This is a genomic window from Shinella sp. GW821-FHT10F02 (assembly GCF_058809275.1).
Map to the genome: position 1 here is coordinate 885348 of NZ_JBXASL010000001.1, position 16278 is coordinate 901625.

16 protein-coding genes are annotated in these 16278 nt (G+C 64.9%); 15 read left to right on the plus strand and 1 reads right to left on the minus strand.

The genetic code is table 11. The features are described 5' to 3' along the window. Positions 1-2: 2 nt before the first annotated feature. The 13 genes from AC1RWL_RS04095 (at position 3) to AC1RWL_RS04155 (ending at position 12632) form a co-directional block, all read left to right on the plus strand. On the plus strand, positions 3-977 hold the full coding sequence (locus tag AC1RWL_RS04095) for an ABC transporter permease (RefSeq protein ID WP_493093117.1): 975 nt from the start codon (positions 3-5) through the stop codon (positions 975-977). Beyond that, positions 978-1904 carry a nucleoside hydrolase gene (locus AC1RWL_RS04100; RefSeq protein WP_493093116.1) on the plus strand — a complete coding sequence of 309 codons (927 nt, stop codon included), beginning with the start codon at positions 978-980 and terminating at the stop codon, positions 1902-1904. A gap of 219 nt (positions 1905-2123) precedes the next feature. Continuing rightward, positions 2124-2612, plus strand: coding sequence for a sigma-70 family RNA polymerase sigma factor (locus AC1RWL_RS04105; protein WP_493093835.1), 489 nt, complete (start codon positions 2124-2126; stop codon positions 2610-2612). Positions 2613-2715: 103 nt separating this feature from the next. Then, positions 2716-3642 (plus strand): FecR family protein, encoded by a 927-nt coding sequence (locus AC1RWL_RS04110; RefSeq protein ID WP_493093115.1) that lies wholly within the window; start codon positions 2716-2718, stop codon positions 3640-3642. A 214-nt stretch (positions 3643-3856) separates the two neighbouring features. After that, positions 3857-6256 (plus strand): TonB-dependent siderophore receptor, encoded by a 2400-nt coding sequence (locus tag AC1RWL_RS04115; protein ID WP_493093113.1) that lies wholly within the window; start codon positions 3857-3859, stop codon positions 6254-6256. Positions 6257-6417: 161 nt separating this feature from the next. Continuing rightward, positions 6418-7623 (plus strand): PepSY-associated TM helix domain-containing protein, encoded by a 1206-nt coding sequence (locus AC1RWL_RS04120; protein ID WP_493093112.1) that lies wholly within the window; start codon positions 6418-6420, stop codon positions 7621-7623. Beyond that, positions 7620-8165, plus strand: coding sequence for a PA2404 family protein (locus tag AC1RWL_RS04125; RefSeq protein ID WP_493093111.1), 546 nt, complete (start codon positions 7620-7622; stop codon positions 8163-8165). The genes AC1RWL_RS04120 and AC1RWL_RS04125 overlap by 4 nt, the downstream gene beginning before the upstream one ends. Next, entirely contained in the window at positions 8162-8491 is a 330-nt protein-coding gene (locus AC1RWL_RS04130; RefSeq protein ID WP_493093110.1) for a hypothetical protein, read from the plus strand. Before AC1RWL_RS04125 ends, AC1RWL_RS04130 begins: the two co-directional genes overlap by 4 nt. Further along, positions 8488-9081, plus strand: a complete 594-nt coding sequence (locus AC1RWL_RS04135) for a DUF6162 family protein (protein WP_493093109.1) — start codon at positions 8488-8490, stop codon at positions 9079-9081. The genes AC1RWL_RS04130 and AC1RWL_RS04135 overlap by 4 nt, the downstream gene beginning before the upstream one ends. Beyond that, positions 9078-10034, plus strand: a complete 957-nt coding sequence (locus AC1RWL_RS04140) for a metal ABC transporter solute-binding protein, Zn/Mn family (RefSeq protein WP_493093108.1) — start codon at positions 9078-9080, stop codon at positions 10032-10034. The genes AC1RWL_RS04135 and AC1RWL_RS04140 overlap by 4 nt, the downstream gene beginning before the upstream one ends. Then, positions 10031-10777: a metal ABC transporter ATP-binding protein gene (locus AC1RWL_RS04145; protein WP_493093107.1), complete on the plus strand. Its 747-nt coding sequence runs from the start codon at positions 10031-10033 to the stop codon at positions 10775-10777. The genes AC1RWL_RS04140 and AC1RWL_RS04145 overlap by 4 nt, the downstream gene beginning before the upstream one ends. Further along, complete coding sequence (locus AC1RWL_RS04150; RefSeq protein ID WP_493093106.1) at positions 10774-11679, plus strand: metal ABC transporter permease; 906 nt, start codon at positions 10774-10776, stop codon at positions 11677-11679. Before AC1RWL_RS04145 ends, AC1RWL_RS04150 begins: the two co-directional genes overlap by 4 nt. Then, on the plus strand, positions 11676-12632 hold the full coding sequence (locus tag AC1RWL_RS04155) for a metal ABC transporter solute-binding protein, Zn/Mn family (protein WP_493093105.1): 957 nt from the start codon (positions 11676-11678) through the stop codon (positions 12630-12632). Before AC1RWL_RS04150 ends, AC1RWL_RS04155 begins: the two co-directional genes overlap by 4 nt. A 10-nt stretch (positions 12633-12642) precedes the next feature. Here the strand turns inward: AC1RWL_RS04155 and AC1RWL_RS04160 are convergent, their stop codons facing one another. Next, the gene (locus tag AC1RWL_RS04160; RefSeq protein WP_493158228.1) at positions 12643-13383 is read right to left on the minus strand and encodes a GntR family transcriptional regulator; all 741 of its coding nucleotides are present in this window, start codon (positions 13381-13383) and stop codon (positions 12643-12645) included. A gap of 71 nt (positions 13384-13454) precedes the next feature. Here AC1RWL_RS04160 and AC1RWL_RS04165 point away from each other — a divergent pair, with 71 nt between their 5' ends. Together AC1RWL_RS04165 and AC1RWL_RS04170 are read left to right on the plus strand one after the other, a co-directional pair. Beyond that, positions 13455-14513: a 4-hydroxythreonine-4-phosphate dehydrogenase PdxA gene (locus AC1RWL_RS04165; RefSeq protein ID WP_493093103.1), complete on the plus strand. Its 1059-nt coding sequence runs from the start codon at positions 13455-13457 to the stop codon at positions 14511-14513. Between the two features lie 10 nt (positions 14514-14523). Then, positions 14524-16263, plus strand: coding sequence for an IlvD/Edd family dehydratase (locus tag AC1RWL_RS04170; RefSeq protein WP_493093102.1), 1740 nt, complete (start codon positions 14524-14526; stop codon positions 16261-16263). Positions 16264-16278 lie beyond the last annotated feature (15 nt).

The window sequence follows — 16278 nt, forward strand, 5'->3', positions numbered from 1 at the left end:
CCATGCAAGACACGCTCTCGACCGTCATCCTTCTCCTGAGTTCGACGCTGCGCCTCTCCGTGCCGCTCATCCTGTGCGGGCTGGCCGGCCTCTATGCCGAGCGCTCCGGCGTCTGGGATATCGGGCTGGAAGGCAAGATGCTGTTTGCGGCCTTTGCCGCCGCGGCGGCCGCCTACCAGTTCGAATCCGCCTGGATCGGCCTGATCTTCGCGATCCTGGTCGCCCTGTTCCTCAGCCTCGTGCATGGCTTCGCCTCCGTGACGCATCAGGGCAACCAGATCATCTCCGGCGTCGCAATCAACTTCATCTCGTCGGGGCTAACGGTCCTGCTTGCGGTGGGCTGGTTTGCGCTGGGTGGGCGAACGCCCCAGCTTCCGCCCGAGGCACGCTTCCCCACCGTGATCCTGCCCTTCGCCGATGCGATCCGTCCGGTGCCGATCATCGGCCCGATCTATGCCGACCTGATTTCCGGCTACAGCATCCTCGTCTACGTGGCGTTTGCAGCCGTGCCGGTGACGTGGTGGGTTTTCCATCACACGCGCTTTGGCCTCCGCCTGCGCGCCGTTGGCGAGAACCCGGCTGCGGTCGACACGGCCGGCATCTCGGTTAGCTGGCTGCGCTATCGCGCACTGCTCTGCGGCGCGATCCTCTGCGGCATCGCCGGCGCCTACCTTTCGGTGGCGCAGTCCGCGGGCTTCGTGCGGGAAATGTCGGCCGGCAAGGGCTATATGGCGCTGGCGGCCCTGATCTTCGCGAAGTGGCGACCCGTCCCCGTGCTCCTCGCCTGCCTGCTGTTCGGCTTCCTCGAAGCGCTCTCGATCCGCTTCCAGGCGTTCGACTTCGGCCTCGGCTCGGAGCTCTCGACGCAGATCGTCCAGTCCCTTCCCTACGTCCTCACCGTCGTCCTGCTGGCCGGCTTCATGGGCCGCGCCATCCCGCCAAAAGCCGGCGGCATTCCCTATACGAAAGAGCGTTAAATGACTGAATCCATTATTATTGATTGTGATCCGGGTGTTGACGATGCGGCGGCACTCCTGCTCGCCTTCCCATCCAACGAAATCGAAATTCTCGGCATCACCGCCGTCGCCGGAAACATTCCACTCGAAAAGACCGAGGCGAATGCGCGCTTCGTCTGCGAACTCGCCGGCCGGAGCGATATCCGCGTCCTCCAGGGCTGCGGCCGCCCGCTGCTCTACCCGCAACGCGCCGGCGTCACGGTGCATGGCGAGGATGGCCTGGGCGACATCGGCCTGCAACGACCGTCGTCACCGCCGGCCGAGCGCGCCGCCATCGACTTCATCATCAACCAGGTTCGCGCAGCACCGGGCGAGGTCACCATAGCCGTTCTCGGCCCGATGACCAACATCGCGGTCGCCCTTGCGATCGATCCCGGCATCGCACCCCTGATCAAGCGCATCGTCTTCATGGGTGGTACTGCCTTCTGCAAGGGCAACGTCACGGAGCGCGCCGAGTTCAACTTCTACTTCGACCCGCACGCGGCCCAGGCGGTCGTCGCGTCCGGTATTCCCATGGTCATGTTCGGTCTCGACGTCACCCACAAGGCGATCATCACCCCCGAGCGAACGGAAAGACTGAAGCGCCTCGGCCGGATCGGCGCCGTGGCCGCGGACATGCTCACATCCTACGGTGCCGGCGACCCGTGCCTGCATGATCCCTGCGTCATCGCCTACCTGATCGAACCGGAGATTTTCTCCGGGGTCGAGGGTTTCGTCGAAGTCGATGTCCAGTCGGACCTCGCGATGGGGCAGAGCATCGTCAGCGTGAGCCAGCGCGAACTGGCCGGCCGCACGCCCAATTGCCTCGTCATGACGGATGTCAATCACGACCGCCTCTTCGCCCTGCTTGAGGAACGATACGCTCGTTTCCTGGCGCAGGCGGCGTAGCCAGAATGTGGCATTTCTGCCACTCGCTCGATGGAACTCTCGGGCTTTTCGGCGGGGCGCATCGGGCGCTCCGAGAATGAAGTCGATGTTTTTACATTAAAATGTGACTTTATAAGGCAAGTTTACGGTCCTCGCTTAGAATCCCTCTAAATCAATGCATTTGCATTCGAAAATCCGGTTCTCTAACCGGGAAGGGAGGAATTGGGGCCGTTTGTGAAGATGACCGCGCAGGCTTTGGAGATTGCCAAGCTATACGAGAAGGAGCACGGGCGGCTGCGCGCCTTCGTGCGCCGTATCGTCGGCAATCCCGCGGCGGCGGAGGATGTCGTGCAGCAGGCCTTTGCCAACATTCTCGGGCGGCAGGAAAATTCCGCAAGTGCTGCCTATGTCGTGCAGGCGGCGCGCAACCTGGCGCTCAACCATCTGCGTGATGCGCGTCGGCGCGGCGATATCGAGCAGGCCGGGCTGGATCTGGAGCTTATCGCGGACCTGCGCCCGTCGCCTGAAATGATCGCCCTCTATCGCAGCGAGTTGCGGCGGTTGCTGGAGGCGGTGGCGGCCTTGCCGGCGCGTCGCCGCGAGGCCTTCGTGCTCAACCGCATCGAGGGGCTTTCCTATGACGAAGTGGCGATCCGGATGGGCATTTCGCGCAACACGGTGATCAGCCAGATCGTTTCTGCCCTTGCCGAACTCGACCGGCAGCTTTGAAAAATTCCCGCAACCGATCATTGGTTTCACCGCCTGGAGTGTCTTAAGAAGTGCAGGAAGCCCATACGGACTTCAGAAGCTTCCGGGCACGGACGATAAAGGCATGACGGAACCCGATACCGATCCGATCTATCGCGAGGCACTCGAATGGTTCGTCCGCATCAAGGACGAGCAGGCGAGTGCCGAGGATCGGCGTGCCTTTGCAGAATGGATCGACGAAAGCCCGGCGCACGAGGCCGCCTTTCAGCGCGCGCAGCAGCTCTGGGACCGCTTCGAGATCGTCAAGCCGGAATATGACCGCATGCGCGCCTCCGGCAGCCTGAGTCGGCGCACGCTGCTCATCGGCGGTCTTGCGGGGCTTGCCGCGGCGTCCGGCGGCTATGTCTTTACCCGGCCGGGCCTTTTTGCCGACTATACGACCGACGTCGCGGAACGCCGCAGCTTCGAGCTTGCCGATGGCAGCATCGTCGAGCTCGGCAGCTACTCGGCGCTTTCCGTGCACTATACCGACAGCGAGCGGCGGCTGGTGCTGCACCGGGGCGAGGGGTTCTTCCAGGTGGCGGAGGATGCCGCGCGGCCCTTCCTGGTGGAGGCGGGCATCGGCACGACCCAGGCGCTCGGCACGCAGTTCAACGTCAAGCTGGCGGACCTCGTGACCGTCTCGGTCGCCGAACATTCCGTATCGGTGGCGCTCGATGCGGCGCGGGCCGTCACGATCGAGGAGGGCTGGCAGGTGACGTATGGCGCGGCGGGGCTCGGCACGCCGCAGCAGGCCGATCAGGGCGTGGTCGAGGCATGGCGCAAGGACAGGATCGTGTTCGAGGACGTGCCGCTGCGCCGCGTGCTCAGCGAACTTGAGCGCTACCGCCGGGGCCGGATCGTGCTCGTCGACGAAAGCATCGGCGACATCCCGGTCACGGCGATCTTCGAGACCCGGCAGACCGAGCAGGCGCTGCGCACGATCGCGGAAACCCTGCCGATCCGGGTGCTGAACGCCGCCGGCTTCGTCACCGTCGTCTATCGCCGTTGACGGAAAGAAAATCCGGAAATTTTCGAACGGCCGATCATTAGCCGGCAGAGGCCGGGTGTCTAACCTTGTGAGGGACGCAAAATCCCTGGGGACTGTGGTGAAGCCCGTCTGTACGGGCTCGGTTTTGACAAGGGGTGACGTGATGGGGGCTGGAAACACAAAACGGGACGTTGGCGCGCGGGGGCGTTTGCCGCGGTCGCTGCCGGCTCTTCTCATGACGACGGCGCTTGCCACCGTTGCCTCGCTCGCCATGCCCGCCTACGCCCAGACGAGCGCGTCCGGTCTCACCGCACGCGCGGTGTCCTTCGCCATCCCCGCGCAGTCGCTGTCGAGCGCGCTGGTACAGTTTTCCAACACGACCGGGGTCCAGCTGTTCTTCGATGCCGATCTGGTGCGCGGCAAGGCGTCCGGCGGCGCGCAGGGCGCGCTGACGCGCTCGGATGCGCTGCAGAGGATCCTGGCCGGCACGGGGCTTGTGGCTCGGGTCAGCGGCAACACGGTGACGATCGTCGGCGTTGCGACGGTGCAGGGCGGCGCGGCGAGTGCCGATGGCTCGACCCTGCTGGAAACCATCACCATCGAGGGCGACGGCATCAACAACTGGGATGCGCCGCCCGTGTATGCCGGCGGCCAGGTCGCGGCGGGCGCCCGTCTCGGTTTGCTCGGCAATCTCAGCGTCATGGACACGCCGTTCAACCAGACGAGCTATACGGCAAAGCGCATCCAGGACACGCAATCGTCGACGGTCGCCGAGGCCTTGCAGGACAACCCGTCGGTGCGCACGCTCGTCAATGGCGACCGCAGCAGCTTCTTCGAGCAGGTGACCATCCGCGGCCTGCGCATCAGCAGCTACAACTATCTGTTCGACGGCCTGCCGGGGATACTGCCGTACAACTCGACGACGGCCGAGCTTGCCGAACGGGTCGAGGTGCTGAGCGGCCCCAGCACGCTGATCAACGGCATGCCGTCGGATGGCGCCGTGGGCGGCACCGTGAACATCGTGCCCAAGCGCGCGGGCGAGGCGCCGCTCACCGAATTCAACACCTTCTATCGCAGCAACGGCACGATCGGCGAACATATCGATTTCGCGCGGCGCTACGGGGACAACCAGGAATTCGGCATACGCTTCAACGGCGTCTACGGCGGTGGCGAAACCAATACCTCCGATCAGGACAAGGAATCGTCGCTCGCTGCCCTCGGCCTCGACTACAAGGGCGAGCGGCTGCGGCTGTCGGCCGATTTCGGCTACCAGGCCAACAAGACCGACAATGCGACGATCTCGAATTTCTACCTGGGTGAAGGCGTGCCGGTTCCGTCGGCCTTCAGCGGACGGGACCAGGCGGTCGCGCCGTGGAGCTTCAGCGATGCGTCGGGGCGCTTCGGCGTGGTTCGCGGCGAGTTCGATGCCCTAGAAAATCTCACCCTTTATGGCGCTTACGGCATCAGCGAGAGCCGCTTCAGCACCAATACGCTCGTCTCCCACACGATCCTCAACACCGACGGCGACTTCGTGGCGGACCCTTACGCTTTGAACAGCGAGAACCTGCGGACTTCGGCGCAGCTCGGCATGCGGTGGAATTTCGACACCGGCCCGGTCAGCCACCGCGTCTCCCTGCAATATGATCGCACGACGCTCGATACCGATGCGGGGCTCGCCATCGGGCAGCCGGTCCCCGGCAACCTGGATGATCTTTCGGACATTCCCGATCCGGGGCTTGAACTGCCGAAGCTCGGCCGGAATGGCGATGGCACCTACTACGGCGTCTCCGCGCTCTATTCGGCGTCGATGTTCGACGAACGGCTGCTCGTGATGGGCGGCCTGCGCAAGCAATATGTCGACGACAAGTTCTACAACATCTTCACCCGCGAGCTTTCCGGGAGCTATGAGCAAGATGCGCTGAGCCCGATGGTGGCGTTCTCCGTCAAGCCCTGGGAGAATGTGGCGCTCTATGCGAACTATTCCGAGGGGCTTTCTCCCGGCACCACCGTTCCGATCGGCTTTGCCAATGCGGGCGCGGTGCTGGCGCCTTTCAAGACGAAGCAGGTCGAGGCGGGCGTCAAGGCCGAATGGGGGGACTTCACGACGACGCTTAGCCTCTTCGAAATCACGCAGCCGAGCCAGCGCGTCAACGTCGCGACCAACACGCTGAGCTATGACGGCGAGCAGCGCAACCGCGGCATCGAGCTCAACGTGTTCGGGCAGGTGACGGAGAGCGTGCGGGTGCTCGGCGGCCTGATGCTGCTGGATGCACGGCTGACCAAGACCCAGGGCGGCGTCGATGACGACAAGATCGCGGTCAGCTCGCCGAAGTTCCAGGCGAATATCGGCGCGGAGTGGGATACGCCGTTCATCACCGGCCTGAGCCTCAGCGGGCGCGTGACGTTTACCAGCGCGCAATATTACGAAACGGCGGAACCCCGCCGGGAAATTCCGTCCTGGACGCGGCTCGATGTCGGCGGCCGCTACGAGATCGAGCGGGAGAACGCCGAACCGATCACCATCCGCTTCAATGTCGATAACGTGCTCGACAACGACTACTGGGCGAGCACGACCTATGGCCTGATCGCCGGGGAAGGGCGTACGTTCAAGCTGTCAACGAGCTTCAGGTTCTAAGTGTGTAGGGCGGCGCTTTTGCGCCGCCGCTGCCCTTCGGAATATCGCTTTCTGTTCAAAGGCTTGAAAGATTTTTACCGTTTGGGGGTGTGTAGTCACCCCCCTTTGTTCGTCTTAAAGGTTGGAGCCATCGCCCGCGGCGACACGCAATTTGGAATGACATGACCTCGACCCGACCGGTAAAAGAAAAGAAGAAGACGTCACGGCTCTGGCTGATCGTGCACAGCTGGCTGGCCCTGCCGCTGTGGGTGCTGGTGTTTTTCGTCTGCCTGACGGGCACGATCGCAACGGTGAGCCAGGAGATCATGTGGGTGGTCAAGCCGGAGATGCGCGCAAACCGCCCGACGGCGGATGCCGTTGTGCTCGGCTACGACGCGGTGCTGGCGGCCGTCGAGCGGGCGGAGCCGGGGGTGGCGGTGAACTTCATCCTTCGCCCGGTGAAGTCGATCTTCGCGCTCGATGTTTCCGTGACCTATCCGGACGGCAAGACGCGCTCGCTCTATGTGAACCCCTATACCGGCGCCATCCAGGGCGTCGGCGGCGTGTTCGACTTCCGCTATTTCATCCGCGCGCTGCACGGCTGGCTGCTCGTGCCCTTCGTCGGCCCGACGAGCTGGGGCTGGTATCTCGTCTCCGCGCTGTCGATCCCCATGCTCGGCTCGCTGGTGACGGGGCTCGTCGTCTACAAGAAATTCTGGCGCGGCTATTTCAACCCGCGCCTGCGCCTGCGCAATGGCGCGCGCATCTTCTGGGGCGATTTCCATCGCCTGGCCGGCATCTGGTCGGTGCCGTTCATCGCCATCATGGCGGTCACGGCCGGCTGGTTCCTGATCGAGCAGATCCTCGCCGACAACAACATCACCGTATCGACGGTCGGCGTGCCGCCGGTCGTGGCGCGCGAGGACGTGCCGACCGAGGGCGGCGCCAAGGCACCGTGGATTTCGCTCGATCGCGCCGGCGAACTGGTGCGCGAGAAGTTTCCGGATCTGAGCCCGGATTTCGTCGCCCTGCCGTCCAATGCGTTCGGCCATATCGTCGTCGGCGGTCGCGGCGCCTATCCGCTGATTTTCGAGACGGCCAACGTCAATCCCTATAACGGCAAGATCGAGGCGACGCGGCGTGTGTCCGACCGCTCGGCGCTGGAGCTCGTCACCGAGAGCATGCGGCCCCTGCACACCGGCGACTTTGCCGGCTTGTGGCTGAAGCTGGTCTATTTCCTCTTCGGGCTGCTGCTCACCATGATGGTGTTTTCCGGCATGATGATCTGGACGAAACGCACGGCGCAGGCGACCGCCAAGCTGATGCGCGACGTCAAGGCCGACCGGATGCTTTCCGCTGCGGGCGGCCAGCGGGAGCCGGCGGAATGAGCGGCGCGAAGGTAAAGACCAACCCCCATGCCGGCCTGCCCGGCGGGCGGCATCGCTGGCGCTTCCACCTCGGCGTCCTGCTTTTGATCATCCCCATCATCGCCGCGCCGAAATTCTTCCGCGAGGAGGCGCTGTTCTACGGCGAGGCGGGCCTCGGCCAGCACGAACTCGGCGAGAAAGCGGTTGGCCCCTGGCATGTCAGCGTGGCGGAATACACCGCGGATGCGCCGATCGACCAAGGCCTTGCCGGTCACATGAAGACCTTCGCCATCCGCTGGAATCCCGAGGATGCCGATCGCATCAAGGCGAGCTACCTCAGGGTCGGCAAGCCGCGCTCGCTGCGGGCCGCCGGCGTGGTCCTGTCGGGCAGCCCCTATCGCCAGACGGCGGACGTGCCCATTCCGGGGCGCGCGCGGCCGGGCGATGACATCTGGCTCACCGTCGAAGGATGGGACGGGTCCGTCCACCAGACGGCGATCCCCCTGACGGAAGCCTCACCTGCCACGATCGCGTGGCTGAAAGAACGCGGAGGAACGCGATGAGAACACGGTTTTTAGGGCTCATCGCCTGGCTGGTTGCAATGGTCTGCCTGGCCTCGCCCGCCGCAGCACACTATCCCTACTGCACCTGCGCGCTGGAGGACGGCAAGATCGCCTGCAAGGGCGGCTTTTCCGATGGCACGGGCGCCGAAGGCGTGACGCTCGACGTGATCTCCTACGAGGAGGAAATCCTGGTGCCCGGCAAGTTCGGGCCGGAATCCGTCGTGCAGTTCGATCGGCCCTCCGGCGAGTTCTACGTGCTCTTCGATGCGGGACCGGGCCATGTGGTCGAGGTCGACTGGCGCGATATTGACGGTCTTTCGCCGTGACGGCGAGCAAGGCGACAAGCGTCACCGTCCGCCCCGCGGGCGCTGAACGGGAAACGCTCCTCGTGGTCCTGCTCTGCCTTGCCATCCTGCTTGTAGCAGGAACGGTGGTGGGGCTGCGCACGCGGGCGCCTGACGTCACGGCGGCCGCCGAATGGCAGGTCGACGCGCGCGACGGATTGACGGCGGCCGAACAGGGCATCAATGCGGATCTCCGTGTCGCTGCCGGCGACATCGCCTTCGCGCTGGAAAGCGGCACGACACCGACGCCGGAGGACCTGGCGGACGAGGCGTTGCCACCTTTTTCAAGGGACGCAGCAACGGCGGGCCGCGGTGGGCATCTCTGGAGCCTCGTGCCAGCCGATGACGGCTTTGCCGGCTGGCTCGGCCGCACCGCTTCCGGCGATGTCGCCGGCTCACTCCTCCTTCGCATTGCGACGAAGCACGCGGCAGATGGCGGGGTCTCCGTCTGGCTGAACCGCTCGCCGGACGCCACACTCCCCGGCCTTTCCAACGAGACGCTGATCGCCGCCGGCTGGAAGGAGATCGTCAATCGCTACGACGCATCCGTGACGCGAGGGGCAGACGAATGACCATCCGGATTTCGCGGCGGGCGCTGATGGCCGGCGCCTTGGCCTTCGCCCTTCCTGTGCCCGTCGCCACGCGCGCTGCCGGCAAGGTGCTCAAGGTCGGCGTGACGCTGCACCCCTATTATTCCTATGTCGCTAATATAGTCGGTGACCGGGCGGAGGTCGTGCCGCTGATCCCGGTCGGCTTCAATCCGCATGCCTATGAGCCGCGCGCCGAAGACATCCGCCGCGTCGGCACGCTCGACGTGGTCGTGCTGAACGGAATCGGCCATGACGATTTTGCCGAGCGCATGATCGCAGCCTCCGAGAACCCGTCGATCTCGATCATCGAGGCCAATCGTGACGTGCCGCTGCTCGCCGCCGTCGGCGGCGTGTCGAGCCGCATGGGCAACAGCCGCATGATCTCCGGCCAGGTGGTGAATTCGCACACCTTCCTGTCGATTGCCGGCGCGATCCAGCAGGTGCAGACCATCGCGCGCGAACTCGGCAAGCTCGACCCCGACAATGCCGCCGAATACGCCAAAAACGCCCGCGCCTATGCCAAGCGCCTGCGCAAGATCCGCGCCGCCGCGCTTTCCGAATTGACCGCCATGCCGGGCGCCAGCTTCCGCGTCGCCACCATCCACGGCGCCTATGATTACCTGTTGCGCGAATTCGGCCTGGAGGTGACGGCGGTGGTGGAGCCCGCGCACGGCATCGAGCCGAGCCCGGCGCAGCTTGCCAAGACCATCGACGCGATCAAGGCGCTCGACGTGAGGGTCATCTTCTCCGAGTTGAACTTCCCCTCGACCTATGTCGAGACCATCGAGCGGGAGACCGGCATCCATCTTTATCCGCTCTCCCACATCATCTACGGCGCCTATGCCTCGGAAAAATTCGAAGTCGAGATGGCGGAGAATTTCGCGACGGTGGTGAAGGCCATCCGCGAGCAGGGCGGTGCGGGAGCCACTCCATGAACGCGATCGTCCCGCCGTCCTCGGTGGTCCGGCAAGGCCCCGCCATTGCCTTCGAACGGGTTTCCCTCGTGCTCGGCCGAACCCAGGTCCTCGCCGATATCGACCTTCAGGTCGAGGCCGGCACGGTTCACGCCATCGTCGGCCCGAATGGCGGCGGAAAATCCTCGCTGGTCCGCTGCCTGCTCGGCCAGGCGCCGCATGCCGGCACGATCCGCATCGACTGGCCGGGCACGCCGGGCCGCGTCGGCTATGTGCCGCAGGCGCTGGAATTCGATCGCGGCCTGCCGATGACGGTGATGGATTTCCTGTCCGCCCTCGTCGCCGACAGGCCCGCCTTCTTCTCTCCGAAGGCTTCCGTAAAGGCGGCCATCCTCACCGCCCTTGCCGAGGTCGGCATGGAGGGCAAGGCCTATCGGCGTATGGGCGCGCTTTCCGGTGGTGAGCGCCAGCGGGTGATGATGGCGCAGGGCCTGATGCCGGCACCCGACCTGCTGGTGCTCGACGAGCCGATGGCGGCGCTGGACGAGGCGGGTGCGCAGATCTTCGAGCGGCTGATCGGAACGCTAAAGTCGCGCGGCACCACGGTCGTCTGGGTCGAGCACGATCTCGCCGCCGTGCGGCGCCTGGGGGATCGCATCACCGGTCTCAGCCGCACCGTGCTGTTCGATGGCGCGCCGGAGGCGGCGCTGACGCCCGAGCGGGTGCTGGCGCTGTTCTCGCACCGCGGCGGGGCTGCGGCATGAGCGCGTGGTTCGAAGCCTTCCGCCAGGCAGTGCAGGCGCTGGCGGCAAGCGGCTACCTGCCGCCCTCGCTTACCTATGGTTTTGCGGTGAATGCGCTGCTTGCCGGCCTCATCGCCGGTCCCGTGCTGGGCGGGCTCGGCACGCTCGTCGTCGTCAAGCGCCATGCCTTCTTCTCGGAGGCCGTCGGCCATGCAGCTCTGACGGGCGTGGCGATCGGCATCCTGCTCGGCGAGCCCTATACCGGCCCCTATGGCTCGCTGTTCGGCTATTGCCTCATCTTCGGCATCGCGCTCAACTACCTGCGCAACCGCACCGGCCTTTCCGCCGATACGCTGATCGGCGTCTTCCTCTCGATGTCGCTGGCGCTCGGCGCCAGCATTCTTCTCGTGCTGGCCGGTCGGATCAACATCCATATCCTGGAAAACGTGCTGTTCGGCTCGATCCTGACGGTATCGGGCACGGATATCGCTATTCTCGCCGTGGTGGGGTTCGTCGTGCTGGTGGTGACGGTGCTCTTCTTCAACCGCTTCATGGTGGCGAGCTTCAACCCGATGCTGGCCTCGGTGCGCGGCGTGCCGGTCAAGGCGCTCGACTATCTCTTCGTCATGCTGGTGACCATCGTGACGGTGGCAAGCGTCAAGATCATCGGCGCCATCCTCGTCGGCGCGCTGCTGGTCATTCCCGCCGCCGCCGCGCGCACGGTCTCAAGTTCCCTGAAGGGCTTCGTCACCCTCTCGGTGCTCTTCGCGCTCGTGGCAACGATCGCCGGAATCCTGATCCCGATGGAACTCGACCTGCCCATTCCGTCGGGTGCGGCGATCATCCTCACCGCCGGCAGCATCTTCCTCGGCTGTACCGCGGTGCGCGCGGTCCTTCCATCGCTTAGAGGAGATCCCGCATGAGCGGTGTCCTGTCCCGCCGCGCGCTGCTCTCGGCAACGCTCGCCGCGCCCGTCCTTGCCGGGTCGACCGCCGCGTCGCAGGAGAAGACCGCGACCCGCGTGCTGACGGCCCACCCGGCCGCCTTTGCGCTGGCCACGCTGCTGACCCGGGACAGCACGATCACCGTCGAAGCCATCCAGCCCGCAAAACTGCCGGCAACACGGCTTAACGCTTATCTCGCCGGTCGGGGCAAGATTGCGCTCGCGCAGGCAGCCGCCGGCGCCGATGCGGTCATCACCTTCCGTTCCTTCTGGCCGGAAGACCCGCTCTACCCGCATGCCCGCCGCAGCAATATCCGCATCGTCGAGGTCGACGCCGGCCGCCCGCTCGACGGCGCGCTGAACGGCATCGCGGTTGCCGAACCCGCCGACGACAGCGCCGTCTACGCCGCCCTCGACCTCGCGCCCATGCCTGCAACGGGCGAGGGCTCGGCCCCGTGGCTCGCCCCCAGCAGCCTCGGCCGCATGGCCGACGTGCTCGCCGCCGATCTCACGCGCCTCGATCCGTCTTCTGCCAAGACAATCGCCACCAATCTCGCGACGGTGAAGCAGAAGCTGCTCGTCCTGAAAGCCGAGGCCGACCTGGCGCTTGCCGAGGCCGATGACCTTTCCGCCCTCGCGCTGTCGCCGCACTTCGCCTATCTCTCCGCCGACCTCGGCATCGACCTCCTTGCCTCGATCACCGCCGCTCCCAACGAATGGACGCCGGAGCGCATCGCAAAACTCGCCGCATGGCTCAAGGCCAACGGCGTGACGGTCGTGTTGCTCGGCGCCGAGCCGACGCCGGAGCTTGCCGAAGGCATCAGGCAGGCCGGCGGTCGGGGGGTGGTACTGTCCGCCGTCAAACAGGGCGAGGACTTGATCGCGATCGTGGAAGGCAACCTGTCGTCGCTGGCGCAGGTATTCGCGAAGTGAAGCTGTCCGGTTACTTTTCCTTGTCGCTGAAGAGATAACGGACGCGTTCGAACGCCAGGCTCATGTGGCGGCCCAACACCTCCGCCAAGGCATTGGCGTTGCGGGACTTCAGGGCCACGATCATCTCTTCGTGCTCGCCCACCGCCTCGGCCCATCTCTTCTTTTCGCCATGTCCTTCGAACCGCGCTCTCTTCACGCGGGCCTGGAGCATTTCGTGCGTCGCCATGAGGACATCGTTTCCGGCGGCCGCGACGATCGCCGAATGGATGGCCTGGTTCAGCTTGAAATATTCGAGCCGCTCGCCGGCATTGAAGTGTTTCACCATGGTCAGGTGCATCTGCTCGATGCCCGCAATCGCGGCATCGCTTGCATTCTGACAGGCTAGTCGTCCCGCGTTTTCCTCAAGGATCTTCAGCGTCTCTAGCGTGTCGTGCAGCTCCTTCTCGCTGAACACATGAACGATGGCGCCCTTGGTCTGCACGATGTCGACAAGGCCTTCCCCGACAAGCGTCTTGATAGCCTCGCGCAGCGGTGTGCGGGAAACCCCGAGCTGTGCCCCGATCGCGCCCTCGTTGATCCGCCCGCCGGGTTCGATCTGGCCTTCGACGATCATGTCGCGAAGCCGTTGCACGACCTCTTCGTGGAGGGTCGGTCGCCTTTTGATTTCCGTATTGTCCACGTGCTGTTCCGTTCTGGAGGGCTGGTTATCGACGCATAGCAAATATCGCGTGAGACTTCCAGTATGCTGCATACAGCACTTGACGGCGTCATTTTTTGGTTTATCAGTATGCTGCATACAGCACACAGGCATGAGATAGAACGATGACAGACGTAAAGCCACGCATAGCTCTGGCCATTGGAGACCCGGCGGGTGTCGGACCCGAACTCGCGGCGAGGATTGTCGCGGATGACGATATCCGCCGTGACATGGATCTCCTCGTCGTCGGCGATGCGCGCATTCTCGCCGAGGGCGCCAGGGTGGCGGGTGTCGTGCTGGAGTTGGATCACCTCACCGCCGAAGATGCGATTCCTGACGCAATGCCACGCCCGGTTCTGGTGGATCTGCGCAACAGCGATCCCGGCGACATCGAGGTCGGCACCCACTCCGTCGAAAGCGGGCGATCCGCGCTCGACAATTTTACCGTCGCGCTTGGCCTCGGCGTTGCGGGTGCTGCCGGTGCGGTTGCTTTCACCCCGTTCAACAAGGCGGCGATGCGCCTTGCCCATCCGACCTATGATGACGAGGTGGCCTTCCTGCGAGAGCGGTTCCCGAACGAACCGGCGGCGGCCGAGTTCAACATCCTGCCCAATCTTTGGAATGCTCGCGTCAGCTCCCATGTCCCGATGTCCGATGTTGCCAGCCTGGTGACGCAGGAGCGCATTCTCGAAATGCTCGACCTGACGCGCCAGACGATGCGCGAGGCGGGCTTTGCAGAGCCGCGCATCGCGATCGCCGCGCTCAATCCGCACGCTGGCGATGGCGGCAATTTCGGGCGCGAGGAGATCGACATCATCGCACCGGCGGTGGCGACGGCGCGCAGCAGGGGGCTTTGCTGCGACGGACCATTTCCCGCCGACACGGTGTTCTGGCGGGCTCGGAATGCGGAGTTCGATGCGGTTTTGACCATGTATCACGACCAGGGCCAGATCGCGATGAAGCTGATCGGCTTCGACAGCGGCGTGACCCTGCTCGGAGGGCTTGCCATTCCGATCCTGACGCCGGCGCATGGCAGCGCCTATGACATTGCCGGCAAGGGCATCGCCAATGTCGGCGCCAGCAAGGCGGCGCTGCGGCTTGCCGCCAGCATGGCCCGCGCGCGCTACAGCGGGCCGTATCGATCGGGCGGCACGGCCCTTGCCGCCAAAGCACTGTTGGCGTGAGGAGCGGGCGATGACGAAGAAGGATCCTCCGGCCGGAAATCCCGCCCTTCGCTCGCGCGAATGGTTCGGGACAAGCGACCGAAACGGCTTCATGCACCGGTCCTGGATGAAGAACCAGGGAACGCCGAACAGGGCCTTCGATGGCCGCCCGGTGATCGGCATCTGCAACACCTGGTCGGAATTGACCCCTTGCAATGCGCATCTGCGGGGCATTGCGGAGGCGGTGAAGCTGGGGGTCATCGAGAACGGTGGTTTCCCGGTCGAGTTCCCCGTCATGTCGCTCGGCGAAACGCTGCTGCGGCCGACGGCGATGCTGTTTCGCAATCTCGTCAGCATGGATGTGGAGGAATCCATTCGCGCCAATCCGATCGACGGCGTCGTCCTGCTGTGCGGCTGCGACAAGACCACGCCGGCCCTCGTCATGGGGGCCGCAAGCTGCGACCTGCCGACCATCGTCGTCTCCGGCGGCCCGATGCTGAACGGCAAGTTCCGCGGCCGCGATATCGGCTCGGGAACCAACCTGTTTTCGATGAGCGAGGAGCACCGCGCGGGAACCTTGAGCGCGCAAGCCTTCCTGGAAGCCGAGGCGGGCATGTCCCGATCGGCCGGCCACTGCATGACCATGGGCACGGCTTCCACGATGGCCTGTCTCATCGAGGCCATGGGCCTGAGCCTGCCGCAGAACGGCGCCATTCCCGCCGTCGACAGCCGCCGCACGCTGCTTGCCCGGGATTCCGGCTTTCGCATCGTCGACATGGTGCGCGAGGACCTGCGCCTGTCGAAAGTGCTGGACCGGCGCTCCTTCGAAAACGCGATCCGCATCAATGCGGCGATCGGCGGATCGACCAATGCCGTCATTCACCTGCTCGCCATTGCCGGGCGCACGGGCATCCCGCTCGACCTTGCCGATTTCGATCGCATCGGCCGCCATATTTCGCTGCTCGCGGATCTGATGCCGGCCGGCCGCTTCCTGATGGAAGACTTTTATTATGCGGGTGGGCTGCCTGCCCTGATTGCAGAACTCGGCGAACTCGTCGACGGCTCCGCGGCGACGGTGACGGGCATGTCGCTGGCGCAAAATATCGAGGGAACCGTCAACTGGAACCCGGAGGTCATTCGCCCACGCGCGAACCCGGTGGTGAAGGATGCCGGCATCGCCGTCCTGCGCGGAAATCTTGCGCCCAACGGTGCGTTGATCAAGCCGGCGGCAGCAACGCCGGCGCTTCTCAAGCACCGCGGCCGCGCCGTGGTCTTCGAGGGATTGCAGGATTTTCGCACGCGGATCGACGACCAGGCGCTGGATGTCGACGCTGACAGCATTCTCGTGATGCGCAATGTCGGCCTGCGCGGTTTCCCGGGCATGCCGGAGGTCGGCAACATGCCGCTGCCGCGCAAACTCCTCGAAAGCGGCGTGCGCGACATGGTGCGCATCTCCGATGCCCGCATGAGCGGCACGGCCTATGGCACCGTCATCCTGCATGTCGCGCCGGAGGCGTCACTCGGCGGTCCGCTCGCTTTGGTGCGGGATGGTGATTTCATCGAAATCGACATGGAAAACGGCCGATTGCATCTCGATGTCTCAGAGGAGGAGCTGGATCGGCGGCGGAAGGACTGGACCCCGCCGCCGCGCAAGGCGATCCGCGGCTACGAGGGGCTGTTCCTCGATCATGTGATGCAGCCAGATACCGGGGCCGACTTCGATTTCCTGGTCGGTCAAAGCGGCGCCGAAGCGCGCGAAAACGCGCACTGAAGCGGCGTGAATACA

Excerpts from the sequence above, each read along its gene's own strand:
- AC1RWL_RS04145 (WP_493093107.1), top strand. The coding sequence starts at position 10,031 with ATGAACGCGATCGTCCCGCCGTCCTCGGTGGTCCGGCAAGGCCCCGCC.
- AC1RWL_RS04165 (WP_493093103.1), top strand. The coding sequence starts at position 13,455 with ATGACAGACGTAAAGCCACGCATAGCTCTGGCCATTGGAGACCCGGCG.
- AC1RWL_RS04100 (WP_493093116.1), top strand. The coding sequence starts at position 978 with ATGACTGAATCCATTATTATTGATTGTGATCCGGGTGTTGACGATGCG.
- AC1RWL_RS04120 (WP_493093112.1), top strand. The coding sequence starts at position 6,418 with ATGACCTCGACCCGACCGGTAAAAGAAAAGAAGAAGACGTCACGGCTC.
- AC1RWL_RS04105 (WP_493093835.1), top strand. The coding sequence starts at position 2,124 with ATGACCGCGCAGGCTTTGGAGATTGCCAAGCTATACGAGAAGGAGCAC.
- AC1RWL_RS04115 (WP_493093113.1), top strand. The coding sequence starts at position 3,857 with ATGACGACGGCGCTTGCCACCGTTGCCTCGCTCGCCATGCCCGCCTAC.
- AC1RWL_RS04170 (WP_493093102.1), top strand. The coding sequence starts at position 14,524 with ATGACGAAGAAGGATCCTCCGGCCGGAAATCCCGCCCTTCGCTCGCGC.
- AC1RWL_RS04155 (WP_493093105.1), top strand. The coding sequence starts at position 11,676 with ATGAGCGGTGTCCTGTCCCGCCGCGCGCTGCTCTCGGCAACGCTCGCC.
- AC1RWL_RS04150 (WP_493093106.1), top strand. The coding sequence starts at position 10,774 with ATGAGCGCGTGGTTCGAAGCCTTCCGCCAGGCAGTGCAGGCGCTGGCG.
- AC1RWL_RS04130 (WP_493093110.1), top strand. The coding sequence starts at position 8,162 with ATGAGAACACGGTTTTTAGGGCTCATCGCCTGGCTGGTTGCAATGGTC.
- AC1RWL_RS04110 (WP_493093115.1), top strand. The coding sequence starts at position 2,716 with ATGACGGAACCCGATACCGATCCGATCTATCGCGAGGCACTCGAATGG.
- AC1RWL_RS04095 (WP_493093117.1), top strand. The coding sequence starts at position 3 with ATGCAAGACACGCTCTCGACCGTCATCCTTCTCCTGAGTTCGACGCTG.
- AC1RWL_RS04140 (WP_493093108.1), top strand. The coding sequence starts at position 9,078 with ATGACCATCCGGATTTCGCGGCGGGCGCTGATGGCCGGCGCCTTGGCC.
- AC1RWL_RS04125 (WP_493093111.1), top strand. The coding sequence starts at position 7,620 with ATGAGCGGCGCGAAGGTAAAGACCAACCCCCATGCCGGCCTGCCCGGC.
- AC1RWL_RS04160 (WP_493158228.1), bottom strand. The coding sequence starts at position 13,383 with ATGCAGCATACTGGAAGTCTCACGCGATATTTGCTATGCGTCGATAAC.